This is a genomic window from Streptomyces sp. B5E4 (assembly GCF_039871555.1).
Classification (GTDB): domain Bacteria; phylum Actinomycetota; class Actinomycetes; order Streptomycetales; family Streptomycetaceae; genus Streptomyces.
On record NZ_JBDPMI010000012.1, the window covers coordinates 73,273 to 95,618 of the forward strand.

Here is a 22,346-nt window from a genome sequence, read left to right on the forward strand (position 1 = left end):
GACATGACCATGCGACAGTCCTTCACCGCCGTCATCGAGCGCAACGCCACGCTGACGGGCGAGTTCACCACCGAGCCGTACGAGGCCGCCTGGGCCCGTGAGGCCCGCTGGTTCGTGCGCGTCCTCGACGCCTCCGGGCGCGCCCCGCGGATGCTCGTACGCACCCAGATATCGCCGGACGGCCTGCACTGGTGCGACCTCGACCGCGGTACGGAGCAGTCCGTCGACCCCGACGACGGGCCGCTGCACAGCTGGCCCGCCGAGGGCTTCGGCGGCTGGCTGCGGCTGCGCGGCACGGTCGTCGACGAGCCGGCGACGGAAGCGGCGGACCCCGGCGGCGCGCCCTCGTCCGTCAAGGTCCTGATCTACCTGGCACTCAAGTCCTGACCTGGAGGTGGTGAGATGACCGGGGCGAGCAGAGCGAGTGGCCGGGGTCCCGCGCGGCGGGACTTCCTGGCCCTGGCGGGACTCGGCGCCACGGCGGTGCTGCTGTCCGGCTGCGGCGTCGGCAGTGCCGCGCCCCGCGGTGCGCTGCGTGCGGCGTTCGGGCAGCCGGTCACCGACCTGGACCCGTACAACGCCGCGACCGCCGTCGACGAGGCGTCGCTGATCGTCAAGCGGCTGGTCTTCGACACCCTCGTACGGCGCGAGGGCGAGAAGCTGGCGCCGGGGCTGGCGACCGACTGGCGGCGGGAGGGCGACACCACATGGGTCTTCACGCTCCGCCGCGGCGTCGTCTACCACGACGGCAGTGAGGTCACCGCCCGCGACGTGGTCGCGTGCCTGAAGCACACGCAGCAGGTCGCGTCCGCGCAGACCCCGCTGTGGGCGACGGTCACGGGCGTCGAGGCGCCCGACGACCACACGGTGGTGTTCACCACCGACGGGCCGCTCGGCTCGCTCCCGGTCAACCTCACCCTCCTGTTCATCGTCCCGGCGCGGCTGGTCGCGGACCCGGAGCAGAAGCGGAGCCCTGTGGGCTCCGGTCCGTTCCGGGTCACCGACTTCACCCCGTCGACCTCCGTCGAGCTGGCGCGGTTCGACGACTACTGGGGCGGCCTGGCGGAGCTGCCGGCGGTCTCCATGCCGTACATCGCGGAGACCTCGACGGCGATCACCGCCCTCCGCAACGGCGACGTCGACCTGCTCTGGCCGGTCCCGCCGGACCAACTGCCCGAGGTCACCGGGGTGTCCGGCGTCACCGTCGAGTCGGTGCCCTCCTGGACGTACTACTTCAACTGGTTCAACTGCTCCCGCAAGCCGTTCAGCGACCCCGACGTCCGCCGCGCGCTGTGCCAGGCCGTGAACGTGCCGCAGATCGTGGACTCCCTCTTCGGCCGCGGCGGCAAGCAGATGCGCGCGCCGATACCCGAGACCGTCGCCGGCTTCGCGCCGCAGCGGCCCTGGTCGTACGACCCGGACGAGGCGCGCCGGCTGCTGGCGCGGGCCGGGCTCGGGCGGGGGTTCTCCACCTCGATGATGTGGTTCGACGCCACCGGGCCGCTCTCGCGGGAGCTGGCGCAGGCACTGATCTCGGCGTGGGCCGACGTCGGCGTCACCGTCGAGCCGCAGAGCATCGAGAAGGCGATGTGGCTGGAGCGGCTGAACAGCCTCGACTGGGACATGAACCTCCAGACGAACACCGTCACCACCGGCGACGCCGCCTTCACCATCGGCCGTCTCTACACCTCGGAGGCGAACCGCCTCGGCTACGCCAACAAGGAACTCGACGCCGTCCTCACCCGGGCCGCGGGTGCGCCGGAGGGCCCCGAGCGCGATGCGCTCTACGGCGACGCCTGCGGGACCATATGGTCGGACGCCGTCGGTCTCTTCCCCGTCACCCTCGTCACCGGGTACGGGCGCGCGAAGGAGCTGACAGGCTTCACCCCCGCCCCGAACAACCAGCCCGACCTCGCCGTGGTGGGGCGCCGATGACCCCGCGCCGGAGGATCCCATGACCCCACGCCGACGACCCACGCTGCGCGACATCGCCCTGTCGCTCGACCTGTCGGTCAACACCGTCTCCCGGGCGCTCGCCGACAAGGACGCGGTCAGTCCCGAGACCCGCGAGCGCGTCAAGGAGGAGGCGGAACGCCTCGGTTACGTGCCCAACACCATGGCCCGCTCCCTCGTGCTGCGCAACGCCATGACCCTCGGGCTCGTCATCACCAACCCGGCCAACCCCTTCTACGCCCGCCTCATCTCCGCGATCGAGGAGCGCGGGCGCGAACGCGGCTACTCGCTGATGCTGATGGTCACCGAGGACTCCGCCGAGAACGAGCGCCGCGCCGCCGAGGAGCTGATGCGCTGGGGCGTCGACGGGGTGCTCGCCATACCCGTGCAGCACGGCGCGGAGCACTGGAGCCGGCTGCGCAAGTCCGGTACGCCCGTGGTGCTGCTCAACCGGCACCTGCCGGAGCTGGACTGCGACGTCGTGGGCGTCGACTACTACGCCGGTGCGCGCGCGGCGACGGAACACGTGCTGGACGGCGGGGCGACCGAGCTGTACCTCGTCGAGGAGGACCTGGAGATCTCGCCGGTCTCGGAACGTATCCGGGGCTTCCGCGAGACGCTGGCGGCCCGCGGGATCGCGGCTCCGGACGACGCGGTGGTGCGCGTGGATCCGGCGGCCGCGCCGCAGGGGGTGCCGGTCTCGGGGCCCTTCGACCCCGGGGTGGCGTACGCCGTCGGCGCGGAGCTGGCCCGGCGGGCCGGGCCCGGCGCCGTGGTCCTGGCGGGCAACGACTACCACGCACTGGGCCTGTACCGGGCGTTCAGCGAGCGGGGGCTGCGGGTCGGCACGGACATCGGCGTCGTCGGCCACGGCGACCACCCGTTCTCCGCGTACCTCGACCCCGCCCTGACCACGGTCCGGCTGCCCGCGCCCGACGTGGGCCGCGCCGGCGTCGACCGGCTGCTGGAGCGGGTGCAGTCCGGGCCGGACTCCGCCGCGCAGGACGCGGATCCGATCCATACGCTCCTGGCCCCCGAACTCGTCGTACGCGCCTCCGCGGACCACTTTCGAAGAAGAGGTGAGCAATGATGGGCGCGTTCCTCGCCAAACGCCTCGCGCAGGCCGTCGTCGTGGCCTTCGGCGCGCTGACGCTGGTGTTCCTCATCGTGCGCGTCGTGCCGGGCGACCCCGCCAAGCTGATCGTGGGCCCCGACGCCTCCGCCGGGCAACTGGAGAGCGTACGGGCCGACTTCGGCCTCGACGACCCGCTGTGGCGGCAGTACGTCGACCATCTCGCCGGCGTCGTCCGCGGCGACCTCGGCGACTCCTGGCGCCTCGGCGGCTCCGCCCTCAGCAACACCCTGGACCGCTTCCCCGCAACCCTGAGCCTGTCGCTCGCCGCGCTCCTGCTGACCGTCGCCGTCGGGATCCCGCTGGGCATGCTCTGCGCCCGCCGCCCCGGCAAGCTGCTCGACCTGGTGGTCTCCACCGGCTCGCTTGCCGGCCAGGCCGTCCCGTCGTTCTGGCTCGGCATCGTCCTGATCCTCATCTTCGCCCGCCAACTGGACTGGCTGCCCGCGACCGTCGACGGCTCACCGGCCGCGGTGCTGCTGCCGGCCGTCACGCTGTCGCTGCCGTTCATCGGCTGGCTCGCGCGGCTGGTGCGCAGCAGCGCGCTGGAGGAGGGCGGCAAGGACTACGCCCGTACGGCCCGCGCGAAGGGCGTGGGCGAGGGGACGATCCAGTACGTGCACGTGGGCCGCAACATCGCGATCCCGGTCGTGACCGTCCTCGGGCTGCTCATGGGCAACTTCATCGCCAACGCGGTCATCATCGAGGTCGTCTTCTCCTGGCCGGGCATCGGCTCGCTGATGGTCGACGCGATCACGAACCGCGACTACGCGGTCGTGGAGGCCGCGATCCTCACGATCACGCTGGCGTACATCGTCCTGAACCTGCTCGTGGACGTCGTCTACTTCGTCATCGACCCCCGCCTCACTCCGGAGGACGCATGAGCAGCACGACCACGGCCGCGCCCGCTCCGGCGCCCGCGGCGGAAGAACCCCGCACGGGCAAAGCCCTCGGCGACGCCGCGCGGCGGGTGCCGCTGCGGGTGTGGATAGGCGGCGGGATACTGGCGCTCTTCGTCCTCGCCGCCGTCGTCGGGCCGCTGCTGCGCCCGTACGACCCCGTGGCCACCGACCTGCCGAACCGGCTGCTGTCACCGGGGGAGCGCACCGACGCCGGCGACATCGCCTGGCTGGGCACCGACCAGATGGGCCGCGACCTGCTCGCCAACCTGCTGGCCGGCTCCCGCATCTCGCTGCTGGTCGCCTGCGCGACCATCCTGGTCGGCGGCGCGGTCGGTCTCGTCGTCGGGCTGGTCTCGGGCTACTTCGGCGGCTGGCCGGACACCATCGCCTCCCGCATCGGCGACATCCAGCTCGCCTTCCCCTCCATCCTCCTGGCGATCCTGCTGGCCGGGGTCCTCGGCCCGAGCGTCACCAACATCGTCATCACGCTGGCGATCACGAGGTGGGTGATCTTCGCCCGCGTCGCCCGCGCGTCGGCGATGGCGACGCGCCGGCTCGGGTTCGTCGACTCGGCCCGGGTGCTGGGGGCGGGACACGTACGCATCATGATCCGCCATGTGCTGCCGTCCGTCTGGCAGCCGCTGCTGGTCGCGGCGACGGTGCAGGTGGGCCTGGTGATGGTCGCGGAGGCGTCGCTGAGCTTCCTCGGCCTCGGCGTACCGGTCGACACCTCGTCGTGGGGCGCCACCGTCTCCGTGGGGCGCGACTACCTGGGCTCGGCGTGGTGGATCTCCACGATGCCGGCGGCGGCGCTGGCGCTGGTCGTCACGGCGGTGGGCGTGATCGGCGACGGCTTCCGCGACGTGTCGGATCCGCGGTCCCAGATATGAGCAGAGAGGAGCGCAAGGTGTCTGCTACGGCCGTCGATACGGCCCCGGCCGCACGGCTGCGGGACGTCCACATAGGGTTCGGCCGCGACGGTGCGCGGCCGGTCGTCCGCGGGGTCGACCTCGACCTCGTACCCGGCCGGGTCACCGCCCTGGTCGGGGAGTCGGGCAGCGGCAAGTCGCTGACGTCGCTGGCCCTGATGGGCCTGCTGCCGCCGGGCGCGCGGGTGAGCGCGGGGACGGTCGAGATCGAGGGCCGGGACACCGCCGGGTTCACCGACGCGCAGTGGCGGCAACTGCGGGGCGCGAAGGTCGCGATGGTCTTCCAGGACCCGATGGCGGCGCTGAACCCGTCGTTCACCGTGGGCTGGCAGATCGCCGAGACGCTGCGCCGCCGCGGCACGTCACGCCGCGCGGCCCGCGAGCGGGCGGTGGAGCTGATGCGGACCGTCGGCATCCCCGACGCGGAGGCCAAGTACGGCGCGTACCCGCACGAGTTCTCGGGCGGGATGCGGCAGCGGGCGGTCATCGCCATGGCCCTCACCCTGGACCCGGCGGTGCTGCTCGCGGACGAGCCCACGACGGCGCTCGACGTCACCGTGCAGGCCCAGATCCTGCGGCTGCTCGCCGCCCGGCAGACGGATGCGGGGATGGCGATGTTGCTCGTCTCGCACGACCTGGGCGTGGTGGCCCGCGTCGCGCAGGACGTGGCGGTGATGTACGCGGGCCGGATCGTCGAGACGGGCGCGCTCGACGACGTCTACACGGCGCCGGCACACCCGTACACCCGCGGCCTGCTGGACGCGGTCCCGGACCCGGCGCGGCCGGGCCGGCTGGTGCCGATCGAGGGCCAGCCGCCGGCACCCGGAACCCTCCCGGGCGGCTGCGCCTTCGCCCCGCGCTGCCCGTACGCGACGAAGGTGTGCGCCACGGAGGACCCGCACCTCACGGCCGTGGGGACCGGGCACCGTGCGGCGTGCCACCACAGCGACAAGGTCCAAGCCCAGGCAACGGACGTGGAGGCCGCGTCATGAGCACCAGCCAGCCGACCCCGGACGCACTGCTCGACATCCAGGGCCTGCACGCCGGCTACACGGTCCCGGGCCGCGCCGGCCTCGGCCGCCGCCGCGTCGACGCGGTCGCGGGCGTCGACCTGACGGTACGGCCCGGCCGGACGGTCTGCATCGTGGGCGAGTCCGGCTGCGGCAAGTCGACGCTGGCCCGCTCGGTGGTGGGCCTGCTGGAGCCGTTCGCCGGCTCGGTCTCCTTCGCGGGCCTGGACCTGGCGACGGCCGGGCGCCGGGAGCGCCGGCGGGTGGCGAACGACCTGCAGATGGTCTTCCAGGACCCGTACACCTCGCTGAACCCGCGGATGCGGGTGGCGGAGATCGTCGCGGAGGGCTGGCACATCCACAAGGACGTGGTGCCGCCCGCCGACCACGCGACGGAGGTCGCGCAGCTGCTGACCCAGGTGGGACTGGACGAGTCCTACGCGTCGCGCCGCCTGCACGAGCTGTCGGGGGGCCAGTGCCAGCGGGTGAGCATCGCGCGCGCGCTGGCACTGCGGCCGAAGCTCATCGTCTGCGACGAGGCGGTCTCCGCCCTGGACGTCTCCGTACGCGCCCAGATCCTCAACCTGCTGGCGGATCTTCAGCGGAAGCTGGGGATCGCGTACCTCTTCATCTCCCACGACCTCGACGTGGTCCGGCACATCGCGGACGAGGTGGCGGTGATGTACCTGGGCACGATCGTCGAACGCGGCACCGCCGCCCAGGTCTTCGAGACCCCCCAGCACCCCTACACCCAGGCCCTCCTCGCCGCGGCCCCTTCGGTCCACGACCGCCCGGGCACCACCACGACCCTCCCCCTCACCGGCGAGGTCCCGTCCCCCTCCTCGCCCCCCACGGGCTGCCGCTTCCGCACCCGCTGCCCCCTGGCGTCGGACATCTGCGCGTCGGACCCCCCGGAACTCCGCGTACGTGAGGGAGGCGACCACCCGGCGGCGTGTCACTTCGCCGGGGAGTTCGCGGGAGAGGAGGCGGCAGCGCGGTGAGGGCGCACGGGCCGCCGCTTTCTCGATGGCCTCACTCCGATGGGGCGGTGCTGGTGTCGACCACCACGGCCCACACCTTCTTGCCGATCCCGTTGCGCTCGGTGACTCCCCACCGGGCCGCCAGCTTCTCGACCAGGTGCAACCCGTAGCCGCCGCACTCATCGGGTACCCTCTGCTCCGGCCACAGGTCGGAGGCATCGTGTACCTCGATAAGCACTCCGCCGTCCTGCCGGACGAAGCGCGTCAGGATCTCCCGTCCCGGCGGCATACGGGCGTGCACAACGGCGTTTGTCATCAGCTCCGAGACCACCAGCGAAGCCGGCTCTTCGATCGCGGTCAGCCCCCACGTGGCCAACGCTTTTCGCAATTGGGCCCGTGCCAGCCCCACACATCGGGGATGCCGCCGCCACTGCCACTTCGTGACCGAAGGGTGCGCCATTCTGTTCTGATCGGTCGTCATGCACGACACCAACTATCGCCTCGCGGTGCGTGCGGACCGGGACTTGCAGCACGCCATGTGAATACGGTCCCGCGCCGGGGTCGTCGACGCGAAGGACGATTCCGGGCCGGTTACTTCACCCCAGGCGGACGATTCTCTCCACATTCAGTAATCGGACGACTACTGTGGCGCGGGTCGCAGGAGTTGATGCTGATGCCTTTACACCCGAACCAGGCTCTTCAGCAGGCCATCGAAAAGAGTGGCTACACCCAAGATGACCTGGCAGAAGCCGTGAACGAGGCACACGAGAAGCTATAAGGCTCACCGGGCAGATGCAGTGATCGCCAGGTGCGCCGCCTGCTGACCGGCGAGGTCGCGTGGCCCCGCGATCCCACACGGCTACCGCTGGAAGCAGTCCTCGGCCGGCACGCGGCGGAACTTGGCTTCCGCCAGCCTCCCCAATCGGCACCACGCGGGCGTACTCTGCGACCACCAGCACCCGTTGACGAGGAACTGCCAGTGCGTCGCCGCAGATTCGTTCTCAGCGCCGGGACCCTCGTGGCGCTCCCCGTTCTGCCCGGGGCCGGCCGCATCGACATGAGCGACGTCGCGCGCATCCGCGGCGCCGAGGGCCGGTTGGTGCAACTGGACGACCGCCACGGCAGCGCGGAGCTGGCCGGAGTAGCGGGCCGCTACGTCGAGCACATCGAGCACGCCATGCGGCATTGCAGCTACGGCAGCCGTGTGCAGACGGCGCTGCATCAGGCGCTCGGGGAGATGTGCGCTCAGGCTGGCTGGCTCGCTTATGACTCCCAGCAGCACGAGCGGGCCCGCCGCCACTGGCGCGGCGCCCTGCAGTACGCGCGTCTGGCCAAGTCCTCCGATCTGGAGGCCCGTGTCTGGTCCTGCATGTCCCGGCAGGCCGTCGACCTCGGGCACGGCTCTGAGGCTGTGGCCATCGCCCGCGTGGCGCTGGACACCACCAGAGGCCGCCGCGAGCCCCGGCTGTCCGCCCTGCTCCACACCCGGGTCGCCCTGGGGCACTCCATCGTCGGCCAGCGCGGACGTTGCGGGCAGTCGCTCCACCGCGCAGAGCAGGAACTCGACCGCGCTTCGCCGCAACCGCCGCCGTGGCTGGCCTTCTGCGGGCCCGCAGAGCTGACCGGTCAGGCCGCCCTGTGCCATTACAACCTAGGCGACTTCACCGACGCGCTGCAGGCCGACCGCGAGGCGCAGACGCTTATGGGGGCCGGCGAGTTCCGGCGCAACGCGTTCGCCACACACGTGAGCCTGGCGCGCAATGCCCTGGCTGCCGGCGAACCTGAGGAGGCGCTGGCTGCCGGGCACCGGGCCCTCGATCTGCTTCCCAGGGTGCGCAGCCCTCGCTGGACCGCCCACCTGCACCAGTTCGGCCGAACCCTCAGCCAGGGAAGGTCTTGCCCCATGACCGCCGAGTTCAGGGAACGCTACCGACAGGTCAAAGCATGACAGACGAGGTGCTCACCCTGAGTACCTACAACCGTGGCCAACTGCCCGAGATTCGCGGCACGCTGATCGAGGTGTATGCCGAGGTCTACGCCGCCGAGGCCGCCGCGGACCCCTTCTTCTCCGTCGACAGATTCGAACGCCGCCTCAACCGCCACACGTCCACGCCCGGCTGGGCCTGCGTCGTCGGAGAGGTCGACGGCGACGCCGTCGGCTACGCGTACGGCCGACCGGACAGCCCTGAGGAGTGGGAGGCGGTGATCGATCCGGTCAGCCTCGATGTCCACGACTACGGCCGCCGCGCCGTCTTCGGCCTCTGCGAGATCATGGTGCGTACCCCTTGGCGTGGAACCCAGGTTGCCCGCAGCATTCACGACGAGCTGATGTACCAGCGCCCGGAAGACCGCGCCTCGCTCACCGTGGAGACCGCCCACCCGAAGGTGCGTTCGCTCTACGAGCGCTGGGGGTACCAGAAGGTCGGACAGTCGCAGCCGTTCCCGGACTCACCGCGCTACGACGTCATGGTCCTCCGACTGCGCTGAGACCAGAAGCTCAACGGACGAGCTGGAGGGCCTGCTTCCTCAGTTCGCCGTTGTTGAGACGTACATCTGGCACATTGGCTGCATGAGCGAGCCGACCGTGATTCTCGACGTGGACGGGTACCAACGTCTCAAACCTCTTGAGGAGCGCGCCGAGGACGCCTGGCTCTCCCAACTGGCCGCAGCCTCCATGGCCGAGGGTCGCGAGCCCTCCGTCACTCTGGAAGGCCTCGCCAGAGATCCTCGACGACGCCACTCAGGCATGACCCGGCGGCGGTTGGCCGGGCCCGTCGAGCAGTCCCGTCAGTCGATCTGGTCGCAGACGTCGGTCAGTTTCTTCTCGCCCACCCACGTCACCGTCCGCTGGCCGGCCGCGTCGAACTCGAAGGTGTACACGCCGTCGATCAGGTACTCGCCGCGCGGCAGGTTCCCCTGGTCCTCCAAGAAGCCCACGAGGAACGGGCCGCTGGCGTAGTAGGTGTGGCCGCCGTCCGGGGCGTACCGGACGATCGAGCGGCCGCCCGCGTCCGCGTCGTAGGTGGCGCCGGTGGTGAGGTTGGTGACGCGGACGACGAGGGCGCCCTTGTACAGCTCCGTCTTCGGGGAGCCGTCGGGGTAGGTGGCGACGGTTTTGACCATGGTCTCGTCGAGGAGGGGTTCCGTGCGGAAGGGGAAGTCGCAACGCTCGCCCGCGGGGTAGTTCACCGGGGGGTAGTCGACCGGGCGCCAGCCGCCGTCGTCCCCGCCGTCGCCGGTGGCCGACGCCGCGGGGGCGGCGAGGGTGGCGGTCAGGCAGAGAGCTGCGGCGGTGGTTGCTGCGTAACGGCGCATGGGTACCGGCTCCTTCGGATCGGGCGCGTGCTCGTCCTCCGAGCCTGGTCCGGTCCGCTGACCATCGGCTCACCACAACCGGCGTACGCTGCACCCGTGTCGGAGTTCCGCCTGCTCGGGCCCTTCGAGGCGGTACGCGACGGCGCCCCCGTCTCGCTGAGCCGGCGGCGCCAGGAGCGGCTGCTGCTCGCGGTGCTGCTGCTCGCGCCGGGGCGGGCGGTGGGCGCCGGGCGGTTGGCGGAGCTGCTGTGGGACGGCGGCGGGGACGAGGGCCGGGGGCGGGGCACGCTGCATACCTACGTCAGCCGGCTGCGGGTGGCGCTCCGGCCGTACGGGGTGCGGATCGTGACCCGCGGCGACGGGTACGCCGCCGAGCCGGGCGGGTGGCGGACCGACGCCGCCGACTTCGCCGAACGGGCCCGGGCCGCCGCCGCGTTGCGCGACCCCGAGGAGCGGCTGCGCCGTACGGAGGAGGCGCTGCGCCTGTGGCGCGGGGAACTCCTCGACGGGCTCGCGGACTCCGAACTCCGCGCCCGGCTCGGCGGGGAGCTGGCCGAACTCCGGCTCGGCGCCCTGGAGCAGCGCGCCGAGGACCGGCTGCACACCGGCCTCGACGGGCGCCGCGACGCCGGCGGCTCGCTCGCCGCCGAACTCCGGCCCCTCGTCGCCCGCTACCCCCTGCGTGAACGGCTCGTCGCGGCCCTGATGACCGCCCTCTACCGCGCCGGCCGCCAGGCCGAAGCCCTCGACGTCTACCGCACCACCCGCGAAACCACAGGCTGCCTCGCCTGAAACCCCCACCACCGGCGGGGCCGGACCTTCCGTCGTTCCGGCGGCGGGAGGGTGGGCCGTCCCGGGGGACAGGGTGGACACGGTGGGGTTCTCAAGGTCACGAGGCTGCCCCGGCGCGTGGGAGACCAACGGCCGGCAGCGCAGCCCTGTGTGATCGAACGGGGCGCCGTACCTCCCTGACGTCCGGCCCGGCACGGTATGTTCCCATACGGAGCGGCTGTCACCGGAGGCCCACGTGGCACGCCGGAGCCGCGCCGGATTGCACCGTCTCACCACCAAGGGATCGGGAATGATCACGCTTACAAAGGATGACGAACCGGCAGACCTGGCCGGGGTTACCCACCTGTCGATAGGGGTCTCCTGGGACCCCACGGTCGGGAGCAGCGGCGGCATCATGGGCAAGCTGCGCCAGACCAAGGGCACCGACCTCGACCTGATCGCCATCGCCATGGCGGGATCCGACCCGGTCCGGCTGGCCGGCCTCGATTCGCTGGACCCGATGGGCAACGGCGCGGTCGTGCACAGCGGCGACAACCAGACCGGCAAGGGCGACGGCGACGACGAGGTGGTCACCGTCGAGTTCTCCAAGATGCCGGACCAGATCACCGCCATCGTCTTCATCGCCGCCGCCTACAAGAAGGGCAGCAGCTTCCAGAAGGCCCGGAACATCAGCTTCAAGGTGTACGACGCCTCGGGCGGCAGTTCGCAGCAGGTCGCCGACATCTGGCCCAGCCTGCTCACCACGGACAACGGCTGCGCCGTGGCCAAGGCCTCCCGCGCCGGCGCCTCCTGGCGGCTTCAGGTGATCAACGAGACGGGCAAGATCAAGCAGGGCAACGAGCACTCGCTGATGCGCTTCGCCGCAGGCAGGTAACAAGAGACAGGCAGCGAAGAAGCGTTCGCCCGGGACGCCGCCCCCCTGGGCGGACGCTACTTCCCCCCGCCACCCGTGCCGCACAGCGCACGGTCGACGAGTTCGCCCGCGACCCGCTCCTGACGGAGCATGGTGTCGGGTGAGCCGCCCAGCGCGGTGGACATGGAGACGGTGACGGCCCGGCCGCCCTCGTCGGTGGCGCCGTTCACGGTGATGTACCCGGCTTCGCCGCCCCCGTGGCCCCAGTAGCTGCCGCCGCAGGACAGGGGCCTGCCGACCAGGCCGAGGCCGTAGCGTCCGCCCGGCCAGAACTCCTGCATCTCCTCGCTGACCGGGACGGTCTCCCGCATCTCGGCCAGGCGTGCCCGCGGCAGCAACTCGCCCCCGAGCAGGCCCCGGAAGAAGCGGTTGACGTCCGCGGTGGTGGACACGTAGCCGCCGGGGTCGGGGACGAGCACCTGCGTGACGTCGACACGTTCGCCGGAGGGGAAGACCTGGTAGGCGCGGGCGTGCGGCTTGCGCGGGGTGGGTGTGGCGCCCGGGAGGTAGGTGCGGTCCATGCCGAGCGGTTCCAGGACCCGGGCCTCGACCTCCTCGTGCCACGGGCGGCCCGTGACCTTCTCGATGATCAGGTCGAGCAGCACGTAGCCGGTGTTGGAGTAGCCCCACCCGGTGCCGGGCGCGAAGTCCGGGCGGTGCTTCATCGCGCGCGCGACGACCTCCCGCGGGGTGTAGGTGTCGTACCGGTGCTCGTCGTACTCCTGCGGGGTGGCGAAGCCGGGGAGGTCGTCGTGGAGGCCGCCGGTGTGCTGGAGGAGGTGGCGGACGGTGATCAGGCGGCCGTCGTTGCCGTTGCCGGACACCAGGCCGGGCAGCCGGGAGGCCACCGTGTCGTCGAGCGCCAGCCTGCCCTCGTCGACCAGTTGCAGGACCACGGTGGCGACGAGCGCCTTGCCGGTGCTGGCCATCCGGAAGTAGCCGTTACGGGGCACCGGACGGTGCGTCTCCACGTCGGCGACGCCGCTGGTGGCGACCAGATCCCGGCCGGGTCCCGCGGTCACCCGGGCCTGGACGCCGGTGACTCCCAGCGCCCGGAGGGCGTCGGTGTCCCGGCGCAGATCGTCGCGCCCGTAGCCGGGCTCGGCCGTTTCGTGTGCGTCGGCGGGCAGGTGGACGGCGACGGCCGCGCAGGCGGTGACGAGGACGGCCGCGGCGGCCGCCGGCCATCGTCTGCCGATGCGGCGGCGCGGCCGGGTCGGCGGGTGGTGCGGTGGTGCCGTGGGGTGTGTGGATTCCATGTCCGCACGCTAGGAGGGCGGCGGGTCGCGGGTCGCTACCCCGGACTGCCGGAGGAAAGGTACGGCTACCTGTAGTGCTTGCGGGGCCGCCCGGTACCTACGGTGATTCGCGTGCGGTCTCCCACGGTTTCCCCGTACGACATCGGGCAAGCGACACACGCGCCCGCAGGGCCCGGCGCGCCCGCAGGGCCCGGCGCGCCCGCAGGGCCCGGCGCACCTGCCGCGCCCGGCGCGTTCAGCGTGACCGCCGTCCTCCGCGCCGCCCGCGCGCGGTGCACCGCCGCATGGCGCGCCGGCCGCTACCTGCTCGCCACCCTCGTCACCGCGGCGGCGACCCTCGCCGCGGCCCCGCTGCTCTGCGTTCCGTCGCCCGCACAGCGCTGGGCCGAGCGGCATCGCCGCCGCGCCGGGGCGCTGCTGGGGCAGCCGGTCGAGCCGTACGCCCGCACCGCCGTCCGCAACCTCGGAGGGCTCGTGATCCAGGTGGGCACGGGCCTGCCGGCGGGTGGCCTCGCCCTGCTCCTCCTCGGCGGCCTGTTCCTCACCCCCGTGATCACCGTGCTGTGGTGGGCCTTTCCCTCACCGCCGTGGCTGCCCGTGATGAGCGTGCACCTCACCGACTGGGGCACCGCGTTGCCGCGCGGCACGGTGAACCTCGTCTGCCTGGCGGCCCTGGCCGCCGTCGCCCTCCCGCCGCTCGCCCGTGCGCACGCCCGCTGCTGCCTCGCGGTCCTGGCACCCTCGCCCGCGGAGCACCTGGTCGAGCGCGTCACCGAGCTCACCCGGACCCGTACGGACGTACTCCAGGCGCACGGCGCGGAACTCCGCCGGATCGAACGGGACCTGCACGACGGCACCCAGGCGCGGCTCGTCGCCATCGCGATGCGGCTCGCCGTGGCGGGGGAGCGCTTCGCCGCCGACCCCGCCGGGGCCGCCGTCCTGGTGCGGCAGGCCCACGCCGAGACCGAGGACGCGATGACCGAACTGCGCTCCGTCATCCGCACCGTCTACCCGCCCGTGCTGGCCGACCAGGGGCTTCCCGGCGCGCTCAGGACCCTGGCCACCAGGGCCGGGGTGCCGACCCGCGTCGACGTCGGACCGCTCGGCGAGGTCCCGGCGGCGGTCGAGGCGGTCGCCTACTTCGCCGTCACCGAGGCGCTGGCGAACGTCGCCCGGCACAGCGGCGCCGCCCGCGCGTCGGTGCGCGTCACCCGCGACGGCGCGCTGCTGCGTACGGAGATCGCCGACGACGGGACCGGCGGAGCGGACGCCGCCCGGGGGTCGGGACTGGACGGCATGCGCCGCCGTGCCGCCGCCCTGGACGGCTCCCTGGGGATCAGCAGCCCGCCGGGCGGACCGACCGTCGTCACCGTGGAGCTGCCGTGCGCGTAGTGATCGCCGAGGACAACGTCCTGCTGGCGTCGGGACTGGAACTCCTGCTCAACTCCCAGGGCTTCGAGGTCGTCGCGACCGCGGCCGACGCCCGCGGCTTCCTCGCCGCCGTCGAAACCCACCGCCCGGACGTCACCATCGTGGACGTACGGCTGCCCCCGGCCTTCCGCGACGAGGGCATCCGGGCGGCGGTACGGGCCCGCCGCGACCACCCCGCGCTGCCCGTCCTGGTCCTGTCGCAATACGTCGAGCAGGACTACGCGGGCCGCCTCCTCGCCGACACCCGGGGCGGCATCGGGTACCTCCTCAAGGACCGGGTCAGCCGCGTCGCGGAGTTCACCGACGCGCTGCGCCGGGTGGCCGGCGGCGGCACCGCCATGGACCCCGAGGTCATCGCCCAGCTCCTCGCCGCGCGCGGCGACCCCGTCGACGCCCTCACGGCACGAGAGCGCGAGGTTCTCGCGCTGATGGCCGAGGGGCACGACAACGCGACCATCGCCCGGCGGCTCGTCATCACCGACAACGCCGTGCACAAGCACATCGGCAACGTCTTCCTCAAACTCGGCCTGTCCCCCGGCGACAGCGGCCACCGCCGCGTCCGCGCCGTCCTGGCCCACCTGCGCCGCCAGAGGGCGCTGGAAGGGGAGCGGGCTACGCTCGAAACGTGACTCAGCAGAAGAAGTCCCCCGCCGGCCGGCTCCGGGGCTTCGACGCCGACGAGGCGCTGGAACGGGCGATGCTGTACTTCTGGGAGCACGGCTACGAGGGTTCCAGCCTGGCCGACCTGGAAGGCGCCATGGGCGCACTGGCCACCGGCGCCGGCGGGCGGCCGGCCCACGACGCCCTGCTCGCCCGGCGGGAGGAGGGCCGCGCCCGGCCGCGCGACCGGTTCCGGCGGGCCGTGGCCGAAGGCGACCTCCCGCCGGATACGGACGTGGAGCGGCTGGCCCGCTCCCTCATGACCGTCGGCAACGGCATCGCCGTCCAGGCCGCCGGCGGCGCCACCCGCGCCGAACTGCAGGACGTCGCCGACCTCGCGCTGAGCAACTGGCCGGGCGCCGCCAACGGCTGATCAACACCGGTACCCCACCAAGGAATGGCTGGGAGCCGCCCCCACCGGCAAGCCGGTCGAGATCGTCGAATACGGCATCTACCGGATCCGCGACGGAAAGTTCCTGCACATGTCGGCCGTCCACGACGGCGAAACCCTCCAGCGGCAACTGACGGCCTGACGCACCGACGACCCCCGGGCCGGCGGCCCGGGGGTTGCCTCCCCGCCGCCGGGTCACGGCGGCGGGGGCCCGTTCACTCCTCTTCGTCCTCGAAGGCGTCGCCGATCTCGTCGACGACCTCCGCGGCGACCATCCCGCCCACGACGCCGGCCGCGAGGCCGCCGGCCGCCGCGACGGCGACCGTGCCCATCCCCGGGCCGCGGCGGCCGTGGTCCTCTTCGTGGTGATGTCCCCCGTGGCCGTACGAGCCCGGCAGGGACCCGCGGCGCTCCGCCAGCTGCTTGACCCAGGAGTCCACCTCGGCGGTCCAGTCGACGTGCCCGGCGTCGTGGTGGCTGACCCGGAAAAGGGCGAGCGCGTCCTGGCCCGGGGAGAACATCCCGCCGCGCTTGTCCGCTTCGAGGACGACCTCCATGCCGCCGGGCGAGGCCAGGAAGGTGACCTCCACCTCCCGCATGGCGTGCGCGAACTGCGGGCCGGGAGCCAGCTCGATCTCCTGGTAGAAGGGGAGCTGCTGGCCGGTGCCGGGGATGTGGCCGAGTTCGAGGTCGGCGGAGGTGAAGGCGAAGCCGAGTTGTCCGAAAGCCTCCAGGACCGCTTCCTGGACCGCCAGCGGGCGGACCGCCAGCGGGTCGAGGTCGCCGGCGTCCCTGGCGCCGGCGACGGCCAGTTCCGTACGCACGCCCAGGGGCAGGCCGAGGGACTGGCCGTGCAACTCGGTGATCGGGGTCTCCCACGGCAGGACGAGGGAGAACGGGACTTCGTGTTCCTCCTCCTCGCCGAGGCGGAAGGAACCGCCGACGGGGAAGCGGCCGAAGGACACGGTTCCCTCGTGCTCGCCGTGCTCGCCCTCGGCCTCGACGCGGGCGACGAGCTCCAGAGTGATCTGCTCGATGTCGGCCGCGGCGCTGCCGCCGCGCAGCAGCACCCGGCCGCCCAGGGTGCCGCCGGGCAGCACCGGGCCGCTCTCCAGGACCGTGTCCACGCCGGGCGCGCCCACGCCGATCGCGCCGAGCAGTCGCTTGAACACCATGCGGTGTCGTCTCCTTCGTCGTCTGTCCGGATGGGGTGGCGGCGAGGGGATCGCCGCTCGGATTTACTATCCCTTTACTCTGGTGTCCGCGACACCGGCATTCGGCCAGATCCACTCGATTCGACGACACGCGACAACCGGCGACGACGTACGGCGCACGACGACCGGCGACGACCACGAAGGAGCAGCGGTCCCGCAATGGGCGAACCTCCCGATTCCGGCCCCTCCGGCGGCTTCCCGTCCCACCCGCACGTCCCCGGGAAGCGACCGCTGAGAAGCACGTCGTCCACCGACCGGACCGCCCCGGGCGGTGCCCGGTGAGCGCCTGGTTCGCCCTTGCCGCGGTGGTCGTCCTCACCGTCGGCACGGGCTACTTCGTGGCCCAGGAGTTCGCCTACGTCGCCGCCGACCGGCTGGCGCTGACCCGGGAGGCGGAGGCCGGCGACAAGCGCGCCGTCCGGGCGGTCGCGGTGCTGGGGCGGCTGTCGTTCATGCTGTCCGGGGCTCAACTGGGCATCACCGTCACCGGCCTGGTCGTCGGCTTTCTCGCCGAACCGGCCATGTCCGAGCTGCTGGATCCGGTGCTGAGCGGCCTCGGCGTGCCGGACGGTGCCGTGCCGGGGATCTCCGTGGCCCTGGCGTTCGTCCTGGCCACCGTGCTCCAGATGGTCATCGGCGAGCTGGCCCCGAAGAACCTGGCGCTCGCCGTCCCCAACCGGCTCGCCAAGGCGCTGGGCGCCTCCACGCTGGCGTATCTGAAGGTGGCGCAGCCGATCGTACGGATCTTCGACGGCGCGGCGAACCGGCTGCTGCGCCGGGTCGGCATCGAGCCCGTCGAGGAGTTGCACCACGGCGCGTCCCTGGAGGAGCTGAGCCATCTGATCGGCGAGTCCCACGAGCACGGGCACCTGCCGCGCGAGCACGCCGAGCTGCTGGACCACGCGCTGGGCTTCTCGGAGCGCACGCTGGCGGCGGCCATGGTGCCCGCGGCCGACGTGGCGTACGTGACGGCCCACTCGCCGGCGCGCGAGGCGGTCCGGCTGATCGCCACCCGCGGCCACTCCGCGTACCCCGTCATCGGAGACCACCGCGACGACGTCGTCGGCGTCCTCGGCGTCGACGAGCTGATGGCGCTGCCGGCCGACCGCCTCGACCGGACGACGGCCGGGCAGGCGGCCCGGCGCGCGCTGCTGCTGCCGGAGACCCTGCCGCTGCCGGACGCGGTGGCCCGTATGCAGGAGCGGCACGAGGAGTTCGCCGTGGTGCTGGACGAGCACGGCGGTCTGGCCGGGATCGCCACCTTCGAGGACATCGCGGAGGAACTCGTGGGGGAGATCGTGGACGAGTCCGACGACCGGACCCCCGTGGCCGTCGCGGACGGCACCGGCTGGTTCGTCGAGGCGGGCCGCCGGCTGGACGAGATCGAGCAGGCCACGGGTGTCGCCCTGCCCGGGGAGGCGGACTACGACACGGCCGCGGGCCTGATCGTCGACCGCCTCGGGCGCTTCCCCGACGTCGGCGACCGCGTCACCGTGGACCTGCCGGACGGGGGCCGGGCCGAGTGGGAGGTGCTGGCTCTGAAACGGCATGTGCCCGAGCGCGTACGACTGGAACACCGGCCGGCGGAACCCGCCGCCGACGGGGCGCGGGGGGCGGACGCATGAGCCTGCCCGTCGCCCTTCTCGTGACCGTGCTGCTGCTGATCGGCAGCGGATTCTTCGTCGCCGCCGAGTTCGCGCTCGTGGCCGCCAAGCGGCACCGGGTGGAGCAGGCCGTCGCCGACGGGCGGCGTGGGGCCGGGTCCGCGCTCGCCGGGATGCGCGAGCTGTCGCTGATGCTGGCCGGGGCCCAGCTCGGCATCACCGTCTGCACCCTCGGCCTCGGCTCGATCTCCAAGCCCGCGATCTCCCACGCCGTCGACCCGCTGCTGGAGGACCTGGGCCTGCCCGGCGGCCTGAGCTACGGCATCGCCTTCGCCCTCGCGATGATCATCGTGGTGTTCCTGCACATGGTCGTCGGCGAGATGGCCCCCAAGTCCTGGGCCATCGCCCACCCCGAGACCTCCGCGATGCTGCTCGCCCCGGCGTTCCGCGGCGTGGTCATGGTCGTACGGCCGCCCCTCTGGGTGCTCAACAAGGTCAGCAACGGGCTGGTGCGGCTCTGCCGCGTCACGCCGCGCGAGGAGCTGACCTCCGTCCACAACCGTGAGCAACTCACCCACCTGGTCGCCGAGTCCGAGCGTCTCGGCCTCATCGACTCCGCCGACTCCCGGCTCCTCACCCGCTCGCTGACCGAGCCGGACACCCCGGTCGGGGACCTCCAGACACCGGCCGCCCGGATCGTCCACGTCGACGCCGGCGCCGACCCCGGGGCCATCCTGGCGACGGCGAACTCCGCCGGCCGCACCCGCCTGCTCGTCCGCGACGCCGCCGGCGGCGTCCTGGGCGTCGTCCACGCCCGCACCGCCCTCGTCGCCCGGGACGAGGACCGCGCCGTCACCGCGGCGGAGCTGGCCCGCCCCGTACCCGAACTCGCCGTCTCCGACACCGTCGCCACCGCGCTGACCCGCATGCGCCGCCACCGCGCGCCCCTCGCCCTCGTCCGCGACGACACCGGCGACCTGACCGGCCTGCTCACCCTCGACGACATCCTCGCCCGCCTCCTCCTCGCGCAACCGGCGTGAGTGCGGGGCCGGGCCGGATGTGTGTCGCGATATAGCGCTAGTCTGGTGGTCGCGCCGATGCCCGCGTCGCGCGCGCACGTTCGACGGGACCAGGACGGACCAGGACGGAAACATGTCGGGAGAGATCTCGCCCACCGGGAAGCACTCCGCCCCCGGCTCGCCCGGTTCGCCGGGGTCGCCGCCCGAGCTGCGCGCCTCGCACGCCGACCGGGACCGGGTGGTGGACGTGCTGCGGATCGCGGCCGGGGACGGCCTGCTGACCGCGGACGAGCTGGACCAGCGCGTCGAGGCCGCACTCTCGGCGCGTACCCGCAGCGAACTGGCCGCGCTCACCGCCGATCTGCCGCCCGTCTCGGCCACGGCCGGGACGGCGGGGGCAGAGGTGAAGGACGTGGTCCGGATCGAGCAGATCCACAGCGGCGCGATCGAGCGCGTGGGCCGCTGGGTGGTACCGCGCAGGCTGGAACTCGCGGTGACGTACTGCGAGGTGACGCTCGACTTCACCGACGCGGTGATCACGCAGGACACCCTGCGGATCGACGTGGCCATGATGGGCAAGAACCTGACGCTGGTCACCGGGCCGGGCGTCGTGGTCGACACCGACGGCCTGCAGTTGGTGCACAGCAAGGTCGTCTTCCGCCAGCCGCCGGCGGATCCCGGGGTGCCGGTGACGCTGCGGGTGGAGCTGTTCGGGCAGAAGGCCCACGGCCGCGTCGTGGTACGGCCGCGGCGGCGGACGTTCGGGCAGTGGCTGCTGCGCAGGTAGTGCTTCCGTGAGCCGGGTGTTGCGCTCCGAAAGCGAGCCCTCCGGTGAAACTCCCGATGCAGTGTCTGGCCTGGCTCACCGCGGCGGCCGCGCTCCTGACGGCGACCGGCACCGCCCCGGCCGGCGCGGACGACGCCTGGCGGAAGGTCGGCGCCGACGCCCACAGCGGCGTCAGCGGCGCCGCGTACGAGGGCCGTACCGAAGCCGGGGTGCGCGTGCTGGTCGTGCACGACAACAAGCGGTCCGGCCGGCAGCGTCTGTCCCGGATCACCCACGGCGAGGCATCCGCCGACGTCACCCCGCTCACCTGGGACGGACCGGAGCCCGTCGACCTGGAGGCCATCGAGGCCATTCCCCGCGTGCCGGGGGAGTACCTGGCACTCGCCGGCCGCGGCATCGTCTACCGCCTGAAGGTCACCGACTCCACGGCGACGGTCGTCGACTACGCCCCGTTGCCGGCCATCGGCGAGGGCGACGACTACGAGAGCTTCGCGCTCGTCACCCGGAACGGCCACCTCGCCGCCCTCCGGGCAGACCGCGGAGCCGGTCCTGACCGCCCCGCCACGGTCCACGCGGCGCCCCTGACCTCGCCTCCTGGGGACAGCCGCAGTTCGGCACGGTGACCCGCCGGGACTATCGCGCGACGTACCCGACCGACGACGGCACCCGCCATATCTCCGACATCTCGGTCACCGATTCGGGTCGCATCCTCGCGAGTTCGGCGGCAGACGACGGCGACGACGGCCCCTTCGGCTCCGCGGTGAGCAACGCGGGCCGCGTGACGATCACGTCGACCGGCCGCGTCCGCCTCATCCTCGCGGCACTCCCGACCGTGCGGGGAACGTTCCCGGGCTACAAGATCGAGGCCGTCGAATGCCTCCCCGGCTCCCCGGACGCCTTCCTGGGCACGGACGACGAGAACCTCGGCGGCCACGTACGAACGACGGCACTGTGCACCTCCTGACCCCGCCGAGGCCGCGGGGGATGAGGCCGTGCTCCGCCTACGCACCCATGGGGAGGCAGGCGGCCCAGGGGGTCGGCGTCACCGGGTACCGATGACGTGGGTGAATCCACTGGCCGAACCGGTCGTGACGCCTCTGGCCTGCGACCGCCGGTGCCCGCAACGGGGACCGGGGCGTCTGCGGCCTGCGTTTCCTCCGGTCGTTCCCGGGCAGTCGCAGGCGGACCGAGGAGGAGGTCGACGATGCAGGCGGCAAGCCCGACAGCGCGGACCCGCAGGACGATGCGCAGGGCGGCGGGAAGTCAGGCGGTGGAGTGGGGCGCACGGGCCGGGCTCATCGGCCGCGGCGTGCTCTACCTGCTGATCGGTGTCCTCGCCGTCCGAGTGGCTTTCGGCGAGGGGAAGAGGGAGGCCGACCGCAGCGGCGCCGTCGGTGAGATCGCGGCGCAGCCGCTCGGCGGGCTCCTGCTGTACACGCTGGGCGCGGCCTTGGTGGGCATGGCGGTGTGGCGGCTGTCCGAGGCCGTGTTCGGGGCTGCCGGGCCCGGCGGGCACAAGGCGTCGAAACGCGCGCTGTCCGGTGCGCGGTCGGTCTTCTACGGCTTCGTCGCCTACTCCGTGCTCGCCTTCGCGGCCGGTGAGAAGGACAACACGTCGAGCGATCGCCAGAGCCGGGACATCACCGCCCGGGCGCTCGAACAGCCCGGTGGCGAGTGGATGGCGGGCGTCGCGGGCGTGGGTATCGCGGTGGCGGGCGCGGTGCTTGCGGCGCGCGCCGCGCTGCGCTCGTACCGCAAGCACCTTCGCACGTCCCAGATGTCCCGGACCACCGGGCGCCTCGTCGACGTGGCCGGAGTCACGGGCGGCATGGCACGCGGCCTGGTCGTGGGCGCCATCGGCGTGTTCATCACCCGGGCCGCGCTGCAGTTCGACCCGAAGGAGGCCAAGGGCATCGACGCGGCGTTGAAGTCCTTCGCGGACACCACGGCGGGGCCGTCGCTGCTGGTCGTCGTTGCCGCGGGCCTGGTGCTCTTCGCCCTCTTCTCCTTCGCCTGTGCCCGCTGGCGCCGGGTCTGAGGTGGACCGTGAGGACG

Annotated in this window: 24 protein-coding genes; 20 read left to right on the forward strand and 4 right to left on the reverse strand. The window is 72.8% G+C overall.

The window, feature by feature from the left end; genetic code table 11:
- Positions 1 to 3 precede the first annotated feature (3 nt).
- The 7 genes from ABGA99_RS17815 to ABGA99_RS17845 are packed head-to-tail and all read left to right on the forward strand — an operon-like array spanning position 4 to position 6,927.
- Complete coding sequence (locus tag ABGA99_RS17815) at positions 4 to 387, forward strand: hypothetical protein (RefSeq protein WP_347578153.1); 384 nt, start codon at positions 4 to 6, stop codon at positions 385 to 387.
- Positions 388 to 402: 15 nt separating this feature from the next.
- Positions 403 to 1,935 (forward strand): ABC transporter substrate-binding protein, encoded by a 1,533-nt coding sequence (locus tag ABGA99_RS17820; RefSeq protein ID WP_347578154.1) that lies wholly within the window; start codon positions 403 to 405, stop codon positions 1,933 to 1,935.
- 19 nt (positions 1,936 to 1,954) lie between these two features.
- Positions 1,955 to 3,043: a LacI family DNA-binding transcriptional regulator gene (locus ABGA99_RS17825; protein ID WP_347582979.1), complete on the forward strand. Its 1,089-nt coding sequence runs from the start codon at positions 1,955 to 1,957 to the stop codon at positions 3,041 to 3,043.
- Positions 3,040 to 3,969 (forward strand): ABC transporter permease, encoded by a 930-nt coding sequence (locus ABGA99_RS17830; RefSeq protein ID WP_347578156.1) that lies wholly within the window; start codon positions 3,040 to 3,042, stop codon positions 3,967 to 3,969. The genes ABGA99_RS17825 and ABGA99_RS17830 overlap by 4 nt, the downstream gene beginning before the upstream one ends.
- Positions 3,966 to 4,877: an ABC transporter permease gene (locus ABGA99_RS17835; RefSeq protein WP_347578157.1), complete on the forward strand. Its 912-nt coding sequence runs from the start codon at positions 3,966 to 3,968 to the stop codon at positions 4,875 to 4,877. Before ABGA99_RS17830 ends, ABGA99_RS17835 begins: the two co-directional genes overlap by 4 nt.
- A gap of 17 nt (positions 4,878 to 4,894) precedes the next feature.
- Positions 4,895 to 5,908: an ABC transporter ATP-binding protein gene (locus ABGA99_RS17840; protein WP_347578158.1), complete on the forward strand. Its 1,014-nt coding sequence runs from the start codon at positions 4,895 to 4,897 to the stop codon at positions 5,906 to 5,908.
- The gene (locus ABGA99_RS17845; RefSeq protein WP_347582980.1) at positions 5,905 to 6,927 is read left to right on the forward strand and encodes an oligopeptide/dipeptide ABC transporter ATP-binding protein; all 1,023 of its coding nucleotides are present in this window, start codon (positions 5,905 to 5,907) and stop codon (positions 6,925 to 6,927) included. The genes ABGA99_RS17840 and ABGA99_RS17845 overlap by 4 nt, the downstream gene beginning before the upstream one ends.
- A 31-nt stretch (positions 6,928 to 6,958) precedes the next feature.
- Here ABGA99_RS17845 and ABGA99_RS17850 read toward each other — a convergent pair whose 3' ends face one another.
- Complete coding sequence (locus tag ABGA99_RS17850) at positions 6,959 to 7,387, reverse strand: ATP-binding protein (protein ID WP_347582981.1); 429 nt, start codon at positions 7,385 to 7,387, stop codon at positions 6,959 to 6,961.
- 498 nt (positions 7,388 to 7,885) lie between these two features.
- Here ABGA99_RS17850 and ABGA99_RS17855 point away from each other — a divergent pair, with 498 nt between their 5' ends.
- On the forward strand, positions 7,886 to 8,854 hold the full coding sequence (locus ABGA99_RS17855) for a hypothetical protein (protein WP_347582982.1): 969 nt from the start codon (positions 7,886 to 7,888) through the stop codon (positions 8,852 to 8,854).
- Entirely contained in the window at positions 8,851 to 9,393 is a 543-nt protein-coding gene (locus ABGA99_RS17860) for a GNAT family N-acetyltransferase (protein WP_347582983.1), read from the forward strand. The genes ABGA99_RS17855 and ABGA99_RS17860 overlap by 4 nt, the downstream gene beginning before the upstream one ends.
- A gap of 300 nt (positions 9,394 to 9,693) precedes the next feature.
- Here ABGA99_RS17860 and ABGA99_RS17865 read toward each other — a convergent pair whose 3' ends face one another.
- Positions 9,694 to 10,221: a hypothetical protein gene (locus ABGA99_RS17865; protein WP_347582984.1), complete on the reverse strand. Its 528-nt coding sequence runs from the start codon at positions 10,219 to 10,221 to the stop codon at positions 9,694 to 9,696.
- 96 nt (positions 10,222 to 10,317) lie between these two features.
- On the opposite strand from ABGA99_RS17865, the gene ABGA99_RS17870 reads away from it, so the two are divergent.
- Positions 10,318 to 11,013 (forward strand): BTAD domain-containing putative transcriptional regulator, encoded by a 696-nt coding sequence (locus ABGA99_RS17870; RefSeq protein WP_347582985.1) that lies wholly within the window; start codon positions 10,318 to 10,320, stop codon positions 11,011 to 11,013.
- A 289-nt stretch (positions 11,014 to 11,302) separates the two neighbouring features.
- Positions 11,303 to 11,887 carry a TerD family protein gene (locus ABGA99_RS17875; RefSeq protein ID WP_347578162.1) on the forward strand — a complete coding sequence of 195 codons (585 nt, stop codon included), beginning with the start codon at positions 11,303 to 11,305 and terminating at the stop codon, positions 11,885 to 11,887.
- 56 nt (positions 11,888 to 11,943) lie between these two features.
- On the opposite strand, the gene ABGA99_RS17880 is transcribed toward ABGA99_RS17875, so the two are convergent.
- A complete protein-coding gene (locus tag ABGA99_RS17880; RefSeq protein ID WP_347582986.1) occupies positions 11,944 to 13,185 on the reverse strand; it encodes a serine hydrolase domain-containing protein in 1,242 nt (413 codons plus the stop codon).
- Positions 13,186 to 13,425: 240 nt separating this feature from the next.
- Here ABGA99_RS17880 and ABGA99_RS17885 point away from each other — a divergent pair, with 240 nt between their 5' ends.
- From ABGA99_RS17885 to ABGA99_RS17895, 3 genes are read left to right on the forward strand one after another with little or no spacing between them, the layout of a single operon-like run.
- Complete coding sequence (locus tag ABGA99_RS17885; RefSeq protein ID WP_347582987.1) at positions 13,426 to 14,577, forward strand: histidine kinase; 1,152 nt, start codon at positions 13,426 to 13,428, stop codon at positions 14,575 to 14,577.
- The gene (locus tag ABGA99_RS17890) at positions 14,568 to 15,245 is read left to right on the forward strand and encodes a response regulator transcription factor (RefSeq protein ID WP_347578165.1); all 678 of its coding nucleotides are present in this window, start codon (positions 14,568 to 14,570) and stop codon (positions 15,243 to 15,245) included. The genes ABGA99_RS17885 and ABGA99_RS17890 overlap by 10 nt, the downstream gene beginning before the upstream one ends.
- Complete coding sequence (locus tag ABGA99_RS17895; protein ID WP_347578166.1) at positions 15,242 to 15,649, forward strand: hypothetical protein; 408 nt, start codon at positions 15,242 to 15,244, stop codon at positions 15,647 to 15,649. Before ABGA99_RS17890 ends, ABGA99_RS17895 begins: the two co-directional genes overlap by 4 nt.
- 233 nt (positions 15,650 to 15,882) lie before the next feature.
- On the opposite strand, the gene ABGA99_RS17900 is transcribed toward ABGA99_RS17895, so the two are convergent.
- On the reverse strand, positions 15,883 to 16,842 hold the full coding sequence (locus ABGA99_RS17900; RefSeq protein ID WP_347578167.1) for a sporulation protein: 960 nt from the start codon (positions 16,840 to 16,842) through the stop codon (positions 15,883 to 15,885).
- A 317-nt stretch (positions 16,843 to 17,159) separates the two neighbouring features.
- Here ABGA99_RS17900 and ABGA99_RS17905 point away from each other — a divergent pair, with 317 nt between their 5' ends.
- The 6 genes from ABGA99_RS17905 to ABGA99_RS17930 all read left to right on the forward strand — a co-directional run bounded on the left by ABGA99_RS17905 (position 17,160) and on the right by ABGA99_RS17930 (position 22,329).
- Positions 17,160 to 18,506 carry a hemolysin family protein gene (locus tag ABGA99_RS17905; protein WP_347578168.1) on the forward strand — a complete coding sequence of 449 codons (1,347 nt, stop codon included), beginning with the start codon at positions 17,160 to 17,162 and terminating at the stop codon, positions 18,504 to 18,506.
- Positions 18,503 to 19,525 carry a hemolysin family protein gene (locus ABGA99_RS17910; RefSeq protein ID WP_347578169.1) on the forward strand — a complete coding sequence of 341 codons (1,023 nt, stop codon included), beginning with the start codon at positions 18,503 to 18,505 and terminating at the stop codon, positions 19,523 to 19,525. Before ABGA99_RS17905 ends, ABGA99_RS17910 begins: the two co-directional genes overlap by 4 nt.
- A 112-nt stretch (positions 19,526 to 19,637) precedes the next feature.
- On the forward strand, positions 19,638 to 20,291 hold the full coding sequence (locus ABGA99_RS17915) for a DUF1707 domain-containing protein (RefSeq protein ID WP_347578170.1): 654 nt from the start codon (positions 19,638 to 19,640) through the stop codon (positions 20,289 to 20,291).
- A gap of 44 nt (positions 20,292 to 20,335) precedes the next feature.
- On the forward strand, positions 20,336 to 20,914 hold the full coding sequence (locus ABGA99_RS17920; protein ID WP_347578171.1) for a hypothetical protein: 579 nt from the start codon (positions 20,336 to 20,338) through the stop codon (positions 20,912 to 20,914).
- Entirely contained in the window at positions 20,911 to 21,255 is a 345-nt protein-coding gene (locus tag ABGA99_RS17925; RefSeq protein WP_347578172.1) for a hypothetical protein, read from the forward strand. Before ABGA99_RS17920 ends, ABGA99_RS17925 begins: the two co-directional genes overlap by 4 nt.
- A gap of 240 nt (positions 21,256 to 21,495) precedes the next feature.
- On the forward strand, positions 21,496 to 22,329 hold the full coding sequence (locus ABGA99_RS17930) for a DUF1206 domain-containing protein (RefSeq protein WP_347578173.1): 834 nt from the start codon (positions 21,496 to 21,498) through the stop codon (positions 22,327 to 22,329).
- Positions 22,330 to 22,346 lie beyond the last annotated feature (17 nt).